General features: G+C 70.0%; 11 protein-coding genes and 1 pseudogene. 11 read left to right on the top strand and 1 reads right to left on the bottom strand.

Annotated elements, in window-relative coordinates:
* The 8 genes and pseudogenes from VFZ92_RS34315 to VFZ92_RS34280 all read left to right on the top strand — a co-directional run.
* On the top strand, window positions 1–3,982 hold a 3,982-nt coding region (locus VFZ92_RS34315; RefSeq protein ID WP_330880731.1), incomplete at its 5' end, for an SDR family NAD(P)-dependent oxidoreductase.
* A gap of 134 nt (window positions 3,983–4,116) precedes the next feature.
* Window positions 4,117–4,884: a thioesterase II family protein gene (locus VFZ92_RS34310; RefSeq protein WP_330880729.1), complete on the top strand. Its 768-nt coding sequence runs from the start codon at window positions 4,117–4,119 to the stop codon at window positions 4,882–4,884.
* A gap of 720 nt (window positions 4,885–5,604) precedes the next feature.
* On the top strand, window positions 5,605–7,032 hold the full coding sequence (locus tag VFZ92_RS34305; RefSeq protein WP_330880727.1) for a class I adenylate-forming enzyme family protein: 1,428 nt from the start codon (window positions 5,605–5,607) through the stop codon (window positions 7,030–7,032).
* A gap of 23 nt (window positions 7,033–7,055) precedes the next feature.
* Window positions 7,056–8,015 carry an ACP S-malonyltransferase gene (locus tag VFZ92_RS34300; RefSeq protein ID WP_330880725.1) on the top strand — a complete coding sequence of 320 codons (960 nt, stop codon included), beginning with the start codon at window positions 7,056–7,058 and terminating at the stop codon, window positions 8,013–8,015.
* An 18-nt stretch (window positions 8,016–8,033) separates the two neighbouring features.
* Entirely contained in the window at window positions 8,034–9,137 is a 1,104-nt protein-coding gene (gene speB, locus VFZ92_RS34295; RefSeq protein WP_330880723.1) for an agmatinase, read from the top strand.
* Window positions 9,138–9,168: 31 nt separating this feature from the next.
* On the top strand, window positions 9,169–10,395 hold the full coding sequence (locus tag VFZ92_RS34290; RefSeq protein ID WP_330880721.1) for a glycosyltransferase: 1,227 nt from the start codon (window positions 9,169–9,171) through the stop codon (window positions 10,393–10,395).
* A gap of 111 nt (window positions 10,396–10,506) precedes the next feature.
* The gene (locus tag VFZ92_RS34285; RefSeq protein WP_330880719.1) at window positions 10,507–10,839 is read left to right on the top strand and encodes a hypothetical protein; all 333 of its coding nucleotides are present in this window, start codon (window positions 10,507–10,509) and stop codon (window positions 10,837–10,839) included.
* Window positions 10,840–10,841: 2 nt separating this feature from the next.
* A pseudogene (locus VFZ92_RS34280) lies at window positions 10,842–11,101 on the top strand (dihydrofolate reductase family protein); the annotation flags it as partial.
* 315 nt (window positions 11,102–11,416) lie between these two features.
* Here the strand turns inward: VFZ92_RS34280 and VFZ92_RS34275 are convergent.
* Entirely contained in the window at window positions 11,417–13,573 is a 2,157-nt protein-coding gene (locus VFZ92_RS34275) for an MMPL family transporter (protein WP_330880716.1), read from the bottom strand.
* Window positions 13,574–13,812: 239 nt separating this feature from the next.
* On the opposite strand from VFZ92_RS34275, the gene VFZ92_RS34270 reads away from it, so the two are divergent.
* The 3 genes from VFZ92_RS34270 (at window position 13,813) to VFZ92_RS34260 (ending at window position 16,225) form a co-directional block, all read left to right on the top strand.
* Window positions 13,813–14,835 (top strand): LacI family DNA-binding transcriptional regulator, encoded by a 1,023-nt coding sequence (locus VFZ92_RS34270; RefSeq protein WP_330880714.1) that lies wholly within the window; start codon window positions 13,813–13,815, stop codon window positions 14,833–14,835.
* A gap of 431 nt (window positions 14,836–15,266) precedes the next feature.
* A complete protein-coding gene (locus VFZ92_RS34265; protein WP_330880712.1) occupies window positions 15,267–15,407 on the top strand; it encodes a hypothetical protein in 141 nt (46 codons plus the stop codon).
* Window positions 15,408–15,442: 35 nt separating this feature from the next.
* On the top strand, window positions 15,443–16,225 hold the full coding sequence (locus VFZ92_RS34260; protein WP_330880710.1) for an alpha/beta hydrolase: 783 nt from the start codon (window positions 15,443–15,445) through the stop codon (window positions 16,223–16,225).
* The last annotated feature ends 89 nt before the right edge of the window (window positions 16,226–16,314 follow it).

Here is a 16,314-nt window from a genome sequence, read left to right as displayed (position 1 = left end):
GCGGGACACCCAGGAGGAGCTGGACCGCACCGAGTTCACCCAGCCCGCGATCTTCGCGCTGGAAGTGGCGCTGTACCGGCTGGTGGAGTCGTGGGGCATCCGCCCCGACCACCTCGCGGGCCACTCCATCGGTGAGATCGCCGCCGCCCACGTGGCAGGCGTGCTGTCGCTGGAGGACGCGGCCACGCTGGTCAACGCCCGCGCGAAGCTGATGCAGGCCCTCCCGGCCGGGGGCGCGATGATCGCGTTGCAGGCCACCGAGGACGAGGTTCTCCCTCACCTGACCGAGCGGGTGTCGATCGCGGCGGTCAACGGGCCGACCTCGATCGTCATCGCCGGTGATGACGACGCCGCTCTGGCGGTCGCGGGTCGCTTCGCGGACCGCAAGTCCAAGCGGCTGGCCGTGTCGCACGCGTTCCACTCGCCGCTGATGGACCCGATGCTGGAGGAGTTCCGGTCCGTCGTCTCGGGGTTGACGTTCCACGACCCGGAGATCGGCCTGCTGGGCGAGGTGACCGACCCGGAGCACTGGGTCCGCCACGTCCGCGACGCCGTCCGGTTCTCCGACGCCGTGAAGTCCCTGGAAGCGCGGGGCGTGCGGACGTTCCTGGAGCTGGGCCCGGACGGCGTGCTGACCGCGACGGGTCAGGACAGCGTCGTCGAGGCCGCGCTGGTCGCGTCGCTGCGCAAGGACCGCGACGAGGTCCGGTCGCTGGTCACCGCCGTCGCCGCGCTGCACGCGCGAGGCGTGGCGGTCGACTGGACCGCGTTCTTCGCCGGGGCCAGGACGGTGGACCTGCCCACCTACGCGTTCCAGCGCGAGCGCTACTGGCTGGAGTCGCCCGCGGGCGCCGACGACGGCACCGCCGTCGGTCTCGGCCTCGGTGCGGGCAACCACCCGCTGCTCGGCGCCGAGGTGTCGCTGCCCGAGTCCGACGCCCTGGTGTTCAGCGGCCGGATCGCGCTGGGCACCCACCCGTGGCTCGCGGACCACGCCGTCTCCGGCACGGTCCTGCTGCCCGGCACGGCGTTCGTGGAGATGGCGCTCCAGGCAGGCGCGCAGGCCGACTGCGACCTGCTGGAAGAGCTGACGCTCGAAGCCCCGCTGGTGCTCCCCGAGCACGGCGGCGTGGCGCTGCGGGTCATGGTCGGCGAGGAGGAGGCCGGGCGGCGCACGCTGACGGTGTTCTCCCGCGCCGACGTCGACGGCCCGTGGACCCGGCACGCCACCGGGGCGCTGGGCAAGTCCACCGACGCCGTCACGGGCGACCTGGCCGCGTGGCCTCCGGCCGACGCCGAGTCCGTCGCCGTGGAGGACCTGTACGAGGACTTCGCCGCGCTGGGCCTGGAGTACGGGCCGGTGTTCCAGGGGCTCAAGTCGGCGTGGCGCAGTGGTTCCGAGGTGTTCGCCGAGGTGTCGCTCGACGCCGACACCACCGCGTTCGGGATCCACCCGGCGCTGCTCGACGCCGCGTTGCACGCGATCCGGTTCGGCGACTTCCTCGCCGAGGGCGGGGGTACGCGGCTGCCCTTCTCGTTCGCCGGTGTCCGGCTGCACGCGGTCGGCGCGGGGGAGCTGCGGGTCCGGATGACCGGCGCGGGCACCGACGCGGTGTCGCTGCTGGTCGCCGACACCACCGGTGCCCCGGTCGCCTCCGTCGACTCGCTGGTGCTGCGGCCGGTCGCCGTGGCCCCGAAGGCCACCGACTCCCTGTTCCACGTCGAGTGGGTGCCGGTCACGACGGCCGCCACCACCGGTGACGTCGTGGTGGTCGAGGTGTCCGGTGGGGTGTCGGAGGCCGTGCACGCCGCGCTGGCGACGGTGCGCGAGCACGCCGAGTCCGACGCCGTGGTGGCGTTCGTGACCCGCGGCGCGGTCGCGGTCCGGCCCGGTGACGACGTGACCGACCTGGCCGGAGCCGCCGTGCGCGGCCTGGTCCGCTCGGCGCAGGCCGAGCACCCCGGTCGGTTCGTGCTGGTGGACCTGGAGGACGGGGCACCGGTCGTCGCGGTGGCCGACGAGCCGGAGATCGCGGTCCGCGGCGGCGAGGTGTTCGCGCCCCGGTTGACCCGGACCGTGTCCGATGTGGATGGAGGCGGTGCTTTCAGCACCGGCAAGGTGTTGATCACCGGTGCGTCCGGTGGGCTCGGGTCGCTGTTCGCCCGGCACCTCGTGGTCGAGCACGGCGTGCGCGACCTGCTGCTGGCCAGCAGGCGCGGCTCGAACGCCCCCGGTGCTCTCGAACTGGCGGCGGAGCTGGCCGAACTCGGTGCCGCGGTGGACTTCGCGGCCTGCGACGTCGCCGACCGCGACGCCGTGGCCGCGCTGCTGGCCGCGCACGACGTGAAGGCGATCGTGCACACGGCCGGTGTGCTGGACGACTCGACGATCGGGAAGATGACCGCCGAGCAGGTCGACAACGTCCTGCGCCCCAAGGTGGACGCGGTCGCGACCCTGCACGAGCTGGCGGGCGACCTGGACGCGTTCGTGGTGTTCTCGTCGGCCGCGGGCACGTTCGGCACGCCCGGCCAGGGCAACTACGCGGCGGCCAACGCCTACCTGGACGCCCTGGTGCGGCAGCGGAGGGCCCGTGGACTGGCCGGTCTGTCGCTCGCCTGGGGCCTGTGGGACGACCTGGGCGGCATGACCGCCGACCAGGACCGCCTGCGCCGCTCCGGTGTCGCCGCCCTGGGTGTCGCCGAGGGCCTGGCGCTGTTCGACCGGGCGTTCCGCGGTGACCACGCGGTCGCCGTGCCGATGAAGCTCGACACGGCGGGCCTGCGCGGTGCCGGCCCCGCGCTCCCGGCGCTGCTGCGCGGACTCGTCCGGACGACGACCCGCCGCGCGGCGTCGGCCAACGTCCAGCTTGACCTTCGTGGACAGTCCGCCGAGGACAGGACGCGGACGCTCCTGGACGCGGTGCTGACGCACACCGCCGCCGTCCTGGGCTACGGTTCGAAGAAGGTCGAGCCCACGCAGCAGTTCGTGGAGCTGGGCTTCGACTCGTTGACCTCGGTGGAGCTGCGCAACGTGCTCAACGCGGTCACCGGGCTCAGGCTGCCGCCGACGCTGCTGTTCGACCACCCGACCCCGGCGCTGGTGGCCGAGCACCTGGCGGGCGCGATCGACGTGCCGGAGACGGCCGCCGCCGCACCGGCCGGAACGCTCGGCCTGATGTCCAAGCAGGCCAACGCCTCCGGCCGCGGCGAGGACTTCATGGGGCTGCTGATGGCGGTCTCGGAGTTCCGGCCGTCGTTCACCGGCCCGGAAGACCTCCCCGAGCCGCTGCACACCGCACGGCTGGCCAAGGGCGAGACCGGTCCGGGCCTGATCTGCTTCCCGCCGATCCTGGCCAACTCCGGACCCCAGGTGTACTCGCGGTTCGCGGCCTCGCTGCGCGACCAGCGCGACGTGTCCGTGGTCTCCACGCCCGGCTTCCTCAAGGGCGAGCTGGTGCCCGCGTCCGTCGACGCCGTCGTCCGCGCCCAGGCGCAGGCCGTGCTGGAGCAGGCTGAGGGCAAGCCGTTCGTGCTGGTGGGCCACTCCTCGGGCGGCACGCTCGCCCACGGTGTCGCACAGCACCTGGAGAGCATCGGTCGGCCCGCCGCGGCCCTGGTGCTGATGGACATCTTCCGCCACGACCGCGAAGCCCTGTCCCGCGTGCACCCCGAGGTCGTGGGTGGCACGGGTGACGAGGACGCCACGCTGGTGGACGACCAGCGGCTCACCGCGATGGGCGCGTACTGCCGGATCTACGCGGGCTGGCAGCCGACCCCGATCACCACCCCTACGCTCCTCGTGCGCGCCACGGAACCGCTGCCGGGGATGGACCCGGCGGGGGAGTGGCGGTCCACTTGGGACTACGACCACTCCGTCCTGGACGCGCCCGGCACGCACTTCTCGATGATGCGGGAGCACGCGGCCACCACGGCCGCCGCCGTGCACGGGTGGCTGGTGCGGAACTCACCCGAACAGGGGTGAACAGGGGGTGCGGGACGCCGACGGCGTCCCGCACCATTGTGGAGTAACCAATCCGAAACGTCTTTCCGGATGCGCCTGGAGGTTGTGCGCCCCTGGTGATTGTCGTGATGTCGTGAGAGGAACAACCAACCGCCATGGCACGAGTAGTTGTCGACACCGCCCAGTGGATCCGCAGGTTCCACCCCAACCCGGACAGTCCCGTCCGGTTGGTGTGCCTCCCGCACGCGGGAGGATCGGCGAGTTTCTACTACCCGGTCTCCGAATCGTTGAGGCCAGGAGTGGAAGTTCTGGCGGTGCAGTACCCCGGACGGCAGGACCGCCGCGCGGAACCCTGCATCGAATCGGTGGAGGAGTTGGCCGCCCGCATCGTCCTGGCGTTGCAGCCGTGGACCGAGGACAAGCCCCTGGCGCTGCTGGGGCACAGCATGGGAGCCACGCTGGCGTTCGAGGTGGCCCGAGGGCTGGAGCGGTGCGGGACACCGCCGGTCGCGCTGTTCGCCTCCGGGCGGAGGGCGCCTTCCCGGTACCGCAACGACCAGGTCCACCTCCGCGATGACGACGGGATCGTGGCCGAGTTGCAGCTGTTGAGCGGTACGGATTCGCGGCTGCTGGGGAACGAGGACCTGTTGCGCCTGGTCATCCCGGTCATCCGGGCTGACTACAAGGCTGTGGAGACCTACCGGTGCGAGGACGGGGCCGTGGTCTCCTGCCCCATCACCGTGTTGGTGGGGGACAGCGACCCCAAGGCGACGATAGAGGAGGCCCGTGCCTGGGGGGAGCACACTTCTGGTGCCTTCGACCTGCAGGTTTACCCCGGCGGGCACTTCTACCTCAGTGAGCACCAGGACGAGGTGACCGGGTTGATCGGGGAGCGGCTGGCTGCCCTGGGTGCTCTGGGGTGAGGTGCGGGGCCTGGGTGGCCGCTGGTTTCGGTGGGGCGGGGTGGCTGCTGGTCCCGTTGGATCGGGTGGCTCCGGTCCCTTCGGGTCGGGTGGCTCCGGGTCCCGTCGGATCGGCTAGCTGCTGGCCCCGTTGGATCGGGTGACTGCGAGTCCGTCGGATCGGGTGGCTGCGAGTCCCGTCGCACCGGGTATCCGCTGGTCCCAGCGGGGTGGCCGATGTGACTCGGGGCCCCTCGATTTGCCCCTTTGTCGGGCTTGAAGGGGCAGGTGGGAAGTCCTTGCCCGACAAATTTCAAGGGGCAAATCCCCCGAGTAAAATCGGCCTGGTTCAGGGAAAGGTGCCCGGCCCACCTCGGTCGGTGGTCCTGACTGGTCCTGGTCCTGTCTCTCGGGCCTTGGTTTTGAGACGCGTTGGGCCTTGGTTCGTGTTGGGTCCACGGTGGACGTGGTTGTTGTGTTCGTGCTGGTCATGTTGTGTTTGTCTTGATGGGCCGCTGTTGTCGGCGCACTGGTCGGTGCTCGTTGGGGTAGGGGGGCCTAGGGGACTGGTCAGGGGTTTCCTCTCGCAACGTTGTAATAATACTCTTGTCCCAGTTGGACTTCAGTGAGAAGCCTCTTTCCAGGGCAGTGCCTTCACGAATTACTTCTTGCTGCGAGCAGTGCGCCCCTTTGTGCGCTCGTCCGCGGCCTTGTGAGCAAGAGGAAGGAGGAGTGCCGCAGATGACCGCGAAACTCTTCTCGACCGACTCGGTGCAGACGTACCCCGAGTTCGAGCAGAACGCCCTGCGCGTGGCCGACGTGCTGGGTGAGAACGGGATCGGTCAGGGCTGTCGGGTGATGTTGAAAGCGGGCAACTCGGCTGGTTGGGTCGTGACACTCCTCGCCCTGATGCACGTCGGCGCGTCGATCGTCATGGTCGACAGCCAGGAGCGCGCTGATCAGACCCGGCGGATCGCCGACCAGGCCGGTGTGAAGATGTGCCTGGTCGACGAGGACGCGCCGTTGGACCCGGACGAGAGCCGGGTGTTCATCTACGAGCTGCTGGTGGCCGCCGCCAACCGGGTTCCGCTGGGCGACCGGCTGGACTTCAGCGACTGGTGCGAGCGGCCCGACGGGCTGATCATGTGGTCCTCCGGTTCGACCGGGACGCCCAAGGGCATCGTGAAGTCCGGTGGCAAGTTCCTGGAGAACCTGCGGCGCAACGCGGCTCAGGTGGGTCACCGCGAGGGTGACGTGCTGATGCCGCTGCTGCCGTTCTCCCACCAGTACGGGCTTTCCATGGTGCTCATCGCGTGGCAGGAGCGCTGCTCGCTCGTCGTGGCGCCCTACCGGCGCATCGACCGCGCGCTGGTCATGGCCGGGCAGACCGGTGTCACCGTCGTGGACGCGACCCCCTCCACCTACCGCAGCCTCCTCAACATCGTGCAGAAGCGGCCCGAGGCCGGGCTGAACGTCGACACCGTGCGGATGTTCTGCAGCGGCGCCGCGCCGCTCGACCCGTCGTTGACCAAGGCCTACGTCGACAGGTTCGGCCTGCCGCTGCTGGACAGCTACGGCAGCACCGAGATGGGCAACGTCTCCTTCGCCACGCCGGACAACCCCGTCGCCTGCGGCAGGGCCATGGACGGGCTGGAGATCAAGGTCGTCGACGACGAGGGGCACGAGGTGCCCGTGGACCAGATCGGTGAGGTGCTGGTCAACACGCCCGACGTGATGGAGGGCTACCTGGCCGAGGACGGCACGCTGGTGCCGCACACGCACCAGTGGTTCCAGACCGGTGACTTCGGGAAGCTCGACGCGGACGGCAACCTGTCGGTGTTCGGGCGGAAGTTCGCCGTGACGCGGATGGGCTACACGCTCTACCCGGAGATCATCGAGCGCAAGATCGCGGAGAAGGGCTGTTCCGCGAAGGTCGTGTCCGTGCCGGACGAGCGCCGCGGGTGCCAGCTGGTGTTCTTCGTCGAGGACGCGCTGGACCGCGAACCGCACTTCTGGCGCGAGCTGCTCGGCGAGCTGCTGCCGGTCTACGAGCGGCCGAACCGGGTGCACGTGCTGGAGAACTTCCCCCTCAACCGCAACGGGAAGCCCGACCGCCTGCACCTGGAGCAGTTGGCGCTGGCCGAGGTCCCCGACGGCGCGAGCGTCTGAGGAAGAACGGGGAACCGATCGACATGGAGGACACGCAGAGCGCCCCGCGCGACGGCGAAGCAGAACAGGGGCTCACCGCGATCGTGTTCCCCGGTATGGGACCGTGCAACTTCGCCGACGTCGGCAGGTACATGGTTCTGGACCGCTACGCCCGTCGGCGGCTCGCCGCCGCCGACGAGGCGTTGGGCTACTCGGTGCTGCACCGCTTCCGCGCCACCGACCACGAGTACTCCGAGGCGACGCAGATCGCGTTCCTGATCAACTCGGTGGCCCTGGCCGACCGGGCTGTGGACGCGATGGGGCTCGACCCGGACCTGTGCGTGGGGCCGAGCTTCGGGCAGAAGGCGGCGACCGCGTTCGTCGACTCGATGCCGTTCGGCGACGTGGTGCGGATGACGGCGGAGCTGGCGCGGTGCGAGGAGGACTTCTTCGCCGCGGAGTACTCCGACGTCATCACGCAGTCGTTCGTCCGCACCTCCGAGGAGCGGACGAAGGAGATCCTCGCGGAGATGGAGGCCCGCGGTGAGTGGTACGAGATCTCCGGCTACCTGGACCACGACTTCTACTTCGTCTCGGTGAGGGAATCCTCGCTGGACTTCTTCAAGTCCCGCATCCGGGACGCGGGCGGGTACTCGATGTACTCGATGCGCCCGCCCGTGCACGCCAGGGCGTTCTCCGCCCTGCGCCGCAAGGCGGAGGACGAGGTCTTCAGCCGCTACGACGTCGCCGCCCCGCGGATCCCGGTGATCGCCGACCAGAACGGCACGACGGTCACCGACGCGGACGCCATGCGCACCATGCTGCTCGACACGTTCGACCGGCCCATCAACTGGCCGGACGTGGTCTCCGCGCTGCGCCGCGGGGGCGTCACCGACCTGTGGTTCACCGGTGCCGACAACCTCTTCCACCGGCTGGACTGCACGACCAAGAACTTCCGAGTGACGGCCGTGACCCCCAAAACCGCGCTGCGTCCGGAGAAGTAAGAAAGGCGAGGAGTACTCATGATCGACCAGGAATGGCCGCACCGGTTCCGCTCGGCGATCAACCCCCCACGTGAGCCGGGTCCCATCGACCTGCGCCGCAACTACGCCCAACCCGCCTACACGGGCATCGGGACGTTCATGAACGTCCCGATCTGCCTCGACCAGGCGGACCTGCGCGCGGGCAACGTGGACGTGGCCGTCATGGGCGTGCCGCTCGACCAGTCCGTCGGTCACCGCGGCGCCGCGTTCGGCCCCAGGGCCATCCGCACCGAGGAGCGCTACCTCTTCAACAACTACGAGGACTTCGTCCACTCCGCCACCAGGGTCCGTCCGTTCCAGCTGCTCAAGGTCGTCGACTACGGCGACGCCCCGGTGGACACCTTCAGCAACGAGCGGTCGATGCCCCCGATCCGGGAGATGGTCAAGGAGATCGCCGAGACCGGCGCGGTCCCGATCGTCCTGGGCGGCGACCACACGCTGCTGTGGCCCAGCGCGGGCGCGCTCAACGAGGTGCACGGGCCCGGCAGCGTCGCCGTGGTCCACTTCGACGCGCACCCGGACTGCCACGCCGAGGTCCACGGCAACAAGGTCAGCCACACCACGCCCATCTACCGGCTCATCGAGGACGAGAAGTTCCCCGGTTCCAACATCATCCAGATGGGGCTCCGCAGCCCGTCGGCACCGGACGACGAGCAGTTCAACTGGATGCGCAGGCAGGGCATGAAGTCGCACTTCATGGCCGAGGTCGAGCGCATCGGCATCAACGCCGTCATCGACAAGCTCATCGCCGACGTGGCGCACGTGCCGAACGTCTACCTCTCGCTCGACATCGACGTGCTCGACCCCGCCTACGCGCCCGGCACCGGCACCCCCGAACCCGGCGGTCTCACCACCCGCGAGCTGTTCCCGGCCCTGCGCCGACTCGCCCACGAGACGAACGTCGTGGGCATGGACGTGGTCGAGGTCGCCCCGCACATCGACCCCGGCTACTCCACCGCGTTGAACGCCCGGCGCGCCGTGCTGGAAGTCCTGACCGGCCTGGCCATGCGCCGCATGCAGATCTCCAGCAGCAACTACGTGAACCCGATCGTCTCCGGTCAGGTCAAGTTCCCGATGCGGTGACCGTCGACTTCGACGACGAAAGGCGACAGCCGTGAGAGTTTTGAGCAGCATCACCGGATCGCAGGGGCACGCGCGGGACATGCTCCCGCTGATCCGCGCCATAGCGGACGCGGGGCACGACGTCCTCGTGGCCCTGCCGCCGTCGCTGGCGCACATCTACGAGATCGAGCGCGTGCGCGTGGCGGCCGTGCTGCCCGAGATGCACGACTCGATCATGGCGGTGGTGAAGGAGGGGACCGAGAAGCGCATCCGGGAGGCCGCGGAGACCGGTCAGCCGGTGGCGCCGCCACCGGAGCTGACGGCGTTCGACGAGATGCTCGTGATGGCGGGCGGCCCGCACATCACGCCCACCTACCACGCGATCATGGCGCTGGCGCTGGACTTCAAGCCGAACCTGGTCGTGCGCGACTCGGCCGAGATCGCCGCGACGCTCGTCGCCGAGCAGCTCGGGCTGCGCTACATCTGCGGGCCGTCCGGCGCCGGTGACATGGTCGACCCGGTCCGCCTGGTCGACCTGCTGAACGAGCGGCGCGCGGAGATCGGCATCCCCGCCGCGCACGACCCCGCCGCGCTGTACCGGTACGGGCGCTTCGACTCCGTGCCGGAGCGGTACGGGTTCGCCGCGTTCGACGTCCCCTACGCGATCCGCTACCGCCAGTCGCCGATCGTGTCGAGGGACGAGGTGCTCAGCCGGGAGATCACCGACCTGCCGACCGACAAGCCCCTCGTCGCCGCGGCCATGGGCACCGTGCTGCTCCAGCTGCGCGAGTTCTTCCAGTTCGGGCCCCCGCAGGACGAGGACCCGTCGAAGGTGCTCCTCCAGGCCATCGCGGGTGGGCTGTCGTCGCTCGACTGCTACGCCGTGCTCGCCACGGGCGGGCTGTCCATGGAGGGCGTCGAGGTCGGCGACAACGTCCTCGTCGTGGAGCGCATGGCCCAGCCGCTGCTGCTCCAGTGCGCCGACCTGTTCCTGACCCACGGCGGCTACAACAGCATCCGCGAGTCCATGTTCGGCGGCACGCCCATGGCCGTGATGCCGCAGTTCGGCGACCAGCCGTTCCACGCCGACCTGCTCCAGAAGATGAACCTGGGGCGAGTGGTCCCGGAGACCACCGCTCAGTCCGTCCACGACACCTGCCGGACCGTCCTCGACGACCCGGCCATCACCCAGGAGGTGCGCCGAGCCCACCGCGAGATGCTGGCACTGCCGAGCGTCGACACCGTCGTACCCCACCTGGAGTCCCTGGCCCTGCCGTAGGACTTCGACCACGACGCCGGTACCCCGGAAGCGGGGTACCGGCGTCGTGGCGCGTGCGGGGCGTTCCGGGCCCGCGGGACGGGCACCGGGGCCGCGGACCACGTCGGCCGGGTGCCCGCTCCGCCGCTCGACCGGTTCGTCGACGACGTCCACTGCCTGAGCGGGGTGCCGCGGCACCGCCTGGTGACCGTCCCGCCGATGCCGTCGGCCCACCCGTTCGTCAACCAGGGCGACCCGGTCCGCCTCCGGGACTCCGACCCGTCCGCGCCGCCCTCGGTGTTCGTCGACGGGTGGTTCACGGGCCTGTGGACCAGGCGGTTCCCCGCCGAGCCCTCCTTCCCGCCGATCCCGGCCTGGTCATTTTCCACGACGGACCGCGTCGGGGGCGACAGGATCGCGGGGAGAGGGCACGAGGGGCACGAGGAGAGCCCGTGGGCACGGTGATCGTGCACGGCGTGGTGGCGGCGGTCGAGAGGGCCCGGGAACTGGCGGGGAGCGGTCCGTGGCGGTGAACGCGGGCGACGTGGGCGGTCAGGTCCTCGCCGCGGGCCTCGTGGACGAGGTGGCGATGGACGTGGTGCCGGTGGTGTTCGGGTCGGGCGAGCGCTACTTCGGCGGAATCGACGCCCGGATGGCGCTGGCGGACCCGGATGTCGTCATCCGGGGTGACCGGGTCCCGCACCTGAGGTTCGCCGTGCGCCGCTGACCCGGAACGCGATCACCACGCCGGCGAGCCCACGGGAAAAGGCCCGGCGGTGATGCGCGTGAGCGGCTCCCGGTCAATCGAGGACGGGGGGACGCCTTCCGCCGGGGTGAAAAGGAAAAACGGGTGAGGGGTGTGACGGCCTTTGCGCTCTCCCGCCGTCCGTGCTCCGTTCTCGTTCTGGCACCGGTTCGCGTCCCACTTCGTTTTCCCGGTTTCCGGGGCGCACGGGTTTTCCCGGTTTCCGGGGCGCACGGGAAAGGGGAGGCCCCCGACCCGGTGCGGGTCGGGAGCCTCCCCCCGGTGGAGCGGTACCGCCTACTTCAGGTGCCTACCGGCTCCCACGGGCTGCTGCACGGGCAGCTGGTTGGTGGGGGGCTCGGGGTCGTCGTCGTCCACGTCGCCGCCCTCGTGGATGGCGAGCTTCTCCTGGATCTTCCTGAGCGGGCCGGGTGCCCACCAGGCCGCGTCGCCCATGAGCTTGAGCACCGCGGGCACCAGGATCATCCGGACGATCGTGGCGTCGAGCACCAGGGCGAGGATCATGCCCACGCCGACGAAGCGCATCATGGCCACCTGGGAGAAGGCGAAGGCGCCGGTGACCAGGATGAGCAGGATCGCCGCCGCGGTGATGACGCGACCGGTCTTGGCCAGACCCGTGGCGATGGCCTCCTCGTTGGACGCCCCCCGGTTCTTCGCCTCGACCATGCGGGACAGCAGGAACACCTCGTAGTCCGTCGACAGGCCCAGGATCATCGCGACCATCAGCACGACGATGCCCGAGTCCAACGGGGACGGTGTGACGCCGAGCAGCGACGCCAGGTGCCCGTCGTAGAAGATCCACGTCAGGACGCCGAACGTGGCCGAGAGGCTCAGCGCGCTCATCACGATCGCCTTGACGGGCAGCAGCACCGAGCCGAACGCCAGGAACATCAGGATGAACGTCGCCATGATGAACAGCAGCGCCATCCACGGGAGCTTGCTGCCGATCGCGGCGAGGCTGTCCACGTTGACCGCGGTGGAACCGCCGACCAGCACCTCGGTGGCGCCCAGCGGGGGCGTCACCTCGCGCACGTCCTTCATGGCCTGCTTGGACTCGTCGCTCAGCGCGTCACCGTCCAGGCTGGCCGACAGCAGCCACACGTTGTCCTTGGGGTCCAGCGCCAGCGCCGCCGTGCCGATGCCGGGCACCTCGCCCACGCGCTCGGCGAACCTGGCGACGGCCTCCTGGCTGGTGTTGCCCTTCACGACGATGTCGAGGCCGGTCTTCGCGATCTCGGGGAAGTCCTTGTTCATCGTCTCCACGGCGACGCGGGACTCGTTGCCGAGCGGCAGCACCTTCTCGGTGGCCTCGCCGAACTTCACGTCGAGGAACGGGGTGCCGAGCGCCAGCAGCGCGGCCACGATCGGGACCGCGAACAGCAGCGGCCTCTTCATCACCTTCCGGCCGAGCGTCGCCCAGCCGCCGCCGTGCTCGCTCTTCGCCATGCGCTTGCGCCACGGCATCGCCAGCTTGTCGACGCGGTGCCCGAGGATGCCGAGCAGGGCGGGCAGCAGCGTCAGCGAGACGAGCGCGGCCACGGCCACCGCGGACATGCCGCCGTAGCCCAGCGACTTGAGGAAGCTCTGCGGGAACAGCAGCAGACCGGCGAGCGCGATCACGAGCAGCGTCGCGGAGAACACGACGGTGCGGCCCGCGGAGCCGACGGTGCGCTGCACGGCCTGCTCCGGTGTCCGTCCGGCGGCCAGTTCCTCCCGGAACCGGCCGACGATGAACAACCCGTAGTCGATCGCCATGCCGAGGCCGAGGAGGCTGGCGACGTTGATGGCGAACGAGTTCACGTCGGTGGCCAGCGAGATCGCGTGCAGCAGCGCCAGCGAGCCCATGATCGCCAGGCCGCCGACGAGCACGGGCAGCGAGGCGGCGACGACGCCGCCGAAGATGATCACCAGCAGGATGAGCACGATCGGCATCGACACGGTCTCGGCGCGGACCAGGTCGGCGCCGGACATCTCGCTGATCGTCTTCTGGATCGGGATCTGGCCCGCGAACTGCGTTTCGAGCCCGTCGAGCGTCAGCTGGTCGGAGATCCGGGCGAAGTCCTTGAGCTGGGTGTTCGAGTCGAACGCCTGGAGCGTGATCGCCACCAGCGCCTTCGACTTGTCCGCCGTGCCGAACGGGTTGGGCTGGGGGAGGTTGTAGTAGGACGCGACGGTCTTGACCGCGTCCGTGGGCAGCCCCGCCAGCGCGGTCTCGATCCTCGACTTCACCACGGGCGTGTCGATGGTGCTGCCGTTCGGCGCCGTGTACATGACGACGACGTCACCGCCCTGGCGGCCGAACGTGTCCTCGACGAGCTTCGTGGCCCTGGCGGCCTCGCTCGTGGGGTCGCCGAAACCACCCTCACTGAGCCGGTCGAAAACCCCGAGACCCCACATTCCGCCCATCACGGTCAGCACCAAGGTGGCGATCATCACCACCCAGCGGCGGTGGTACGCAAGTGAACCCCACTTCGCGAACAAGGTCGTCCTCCTACTGTGGTGGGCTATTTCATGCCCAAGTCGACGGGTTTTGCACGGTGTTTACCGAGAGAACACACGGATAAGCGGTCGAGCGGCTGTGCTGCTGGTGACGACCCGTTTGAGGACTACCCGCCGGCCCATCTGGTGGAAATCCCGCGGTCGCTCCGCGCGGGCAAGGTATAAATGTGTTCATGCCGAGCGAACTCGTTGCTCCACCGACAAGAGCCGTGACGCTCGAAGAAGTCGCCAGGGTGGCGGGGGTTTCGCGCGCGACCGTTTCGCGCGTGGTCAACCGCGTGCCCACGGTGGACAGCTCGATCCGCGAGGCGGTGCAGCAGGCGATCGACGCGACCGGCTACCGGCCCAACCTGGCGGCTCGATCGCTGGTCACCCGCAGGGCGGGCTCGGTGGCGCTGGTGCTGCCCGACGAGGTCCGCATCTTCGGCGACCCGTTCTTCGGCAGGGTCGTGGAGGGCGTCATGGGCGTCGTCCAGCCGCTCGGCGTGCACCTCGTCGTCACGCTGGCCGGGACGTCCACCCACGAGCACCTGGTCGCCGACCTGCGCCAGGGCAGGCTCGACGGCGCGATACTGATCCACACGCACCGGGGCGACCCGCTGCCCTCGCTGCTCGCGAACCTGCGGCTGCCCGTGGTCCTGTCCGGCAGGCCGATGGGCAAGCTCCGCATCAGCCACGTCGACGTGGACCAGGCCGCGGGCGCCCGCCTCGCGGCGGAGCACCTCGTCGGGCTGGGCCGACGCCGGGTGGCGACGATCTCCGGTCCGCTCGACAACCCCGCGGCCATCGACCGGCTGGAGGGCTTCCGCGCCGCCATGGCCGACCTCGGCGTGGCCGACGTGCCCTTCGTCGAGGGCGACTTCAGCTCCGAGTCCGGGGCGCGCGGGGCCGAGCGGCTGCTCGCCGAGCGCGCCGACCTGGACGGGCTGTTCATCGCGTCCGACCTGATGGCGCACGGCGCCCTGCCGGTGCTGCGCAGGGCGGGCCGTCGCGTTCCCGAGGACGTCGCCGTCGTCGGTTTCGACGACAGCAGGTCGGCGCTCGTCTGCGATCCGCCGTTGACCACGGTTCGGCAGCCCGTGGAGGACATGGCGGCGGAAATGGTCCGCCTGCTGCTCGACCACATCGAACGGCCGAACCGGCCCGTCAGTTCCGTGGTGTTCGCGCCGACCTTCGTGGTCCGCCAATCCGCCTGAACGCATTCGGCTGTCGCCGGTGCTCTGCGACCGCATCACTGCATCGCCTCCGTCCGCGATGTCGGCGATCACGCCCACCATTCCCGGAGGACCGGTGGTGGCTGCGCGATGGTCCGGACCCCTCGTACCGTAACACCGTTTTTAGTAGTGTCGTCCGGGAGTAGGGGTTACTTCGACGTGAATTAGGGGGGTCTGTGCTGGGGGTGTTAGGGGTTGTGCTCCCGCAGGTAGGAGGTGTAGGAGGACCGGCGGCGGTCGTGTTCCAGTGTCTCGGCTGAACGGAGCAATGAACACCCCAGTCCCGCATTCGCCTGTGATATGCCTTAGGGGAGTGTTAGGGGTTGTTCTACGTCACATTTAGTCGTTACGGTGATTGAACCTGAAGCGCATATCGAGTATGACGGTATACGCGATACACAGCAGGAGTCGCCATGGAACACGCAACCACCGAGGTGGCCGTAGCGAATGCTTCTCACGAGGACATCGTCGAGAGGTTCTGCATTCCTCCACGTGAATGGTGGACCGCCGAAGGTGAAAGCCTCGAACCCACCATCATGCGCGGCCTCGACTGATAGCTTCCGACTTCGACGATGAAAGGGGCCCAACGATGACCCAGGTCGACACGTCCGTGGCTCGACTCGCCACCACCGTCCGCGGCACGGGGCCCGCCGTGGTCCTCGTCCACGGTGCGGGGGGCACGGTCCAGGCGAACTTCGGGCCTCTGCTCGCCCCCCTGTCCCGCACGCTCAAGGTCATCGGGGCCGACCTCCCCGGTTCCGGCGCGACCCCGCGCTCGTCGGGTCCCCTCGACCTGGACGACCTCGCCGACCGGCTCGTCGCCTCGGCCGTGCACGAGGGCGCCGAGGAGTTCACGGTCGTCGGCTACTCGCTGGGCTGCGCCGCCGCCGTCCGCGCCGCGCTCCGCCACCCCGACCGCGTCACCGGCCTGGTCCTGACCTCCGGCTTCGCCGCGCTCGACGAGGCCACCAAGGCCAAGGTGACGCGCTGGCGCGCCCTCGCGGACGGCGACCGGACCGCGCTCGCCCGCTACGTCACCTCGGTGATGCTCGGCAAGGCCTACCTGTCGCGCATGAGCCACGACCAGCGGGAGGGCTTCATCGAGCTGGTCGCGCTCACCACCCCGACCGGTCTGCTGGAGCAGGTCGACCTCGTGCTGGGCACCGACATCACCGCCGACCTGCCCGCCGTCGCCGTGCCCACCCTGGTCATCGGCACCACCCAGGACCAGCTGATCTCGCCCGAACTGACGAAGGCGCTCGCCGACGGCATCCCCGGCGCCCGCTGGACCACCCTCGACTCCGGCCACGCCCCCGCGCTGGAGAGCGCGGGCGCCTGGGCCCGGCTGATCGAAGACTTCACCACCCGCTAGGCGTCGCGAGTCCCCCAGCTCGCGACGCCCGTGTCCCTCACCGGACGCGGCGAAGCCCCGCTCGGCTCCCCTCCGAGCGGGGCTTCGCC

Source organism: Umezawaea sp. (assembly GCF_036375055.1).
Lineage (GTDB): Bacteria > Actinomycetota > Actinomycetes > Mycobacteriales > Pseudonocardiaceae > Umezawaea.
The sequence above is the reverse complement of the archived record's forward strand: the minus strand, read 5'-3'. Positions and strand labels throughout refer to the sequence as shown.

Excerpts from the sequence above, each read along its gene's own strand:
- VFZ92_RS34270 (WP_330880714.1), top strand. The coding sequence starts at position 13,813 with ATGCCGAGCGAACTCGTTGCTCCACCGACAAGAGCCGTGACGCTCGAA.
- speB (WP_330880723.1), top strand. The coding sequence starts at position 8,034 with ATGATCGACCAGGAATGGCCGCACCGGTTCCGCTCGGCGATCAACCCC.
- VFZ92_RS34265 (WP_330880712.1), top strand. The coding sequence starts at position 15,267 with ATGGAACACGCAACCACCGAGGTGGCCGTAGCGAATGCTTCTCACGAG.
- VFZ92_RS34300 (WP_330880725.1), top strand. The coding sequence starts at position 7,056 with ATGGAGGACACGCAGAGCGCCCCGCGCGACGGCGAAGCAGAACAGGGG.
- VFZ92_RS34310 (WP_330880729.1), top strand. The coding sequence starts at position 4,117 with ATGGCACGAGTAGTTGTCGACACCGCCCAGTGGATCCGCAGGTTCCAC.
- VFZ92_RS34275 (WP_330880716.1), bottom strand. The coding sequence starts at position 13,573 with ATGATCGCCACCTTGGTGCTGACCGTGATGGGCGGAATGTGGGGTCTC.
- VFZ92_RS34260 (WP_330880710.1), top strand. The coding sequence starts at position 15,443 with ATGACCCAGGTCGACACGTCCGTGGCTCGACTCGCCACCACCGTCCGC.
- VFZ92_RS34305 (WP_330880727.1), top strand. The coding sequence starts at position 5,605 with ATGACCGCGAAACTCTTCTCGACCGACTCGGTGCAGACGTACCCCGAG.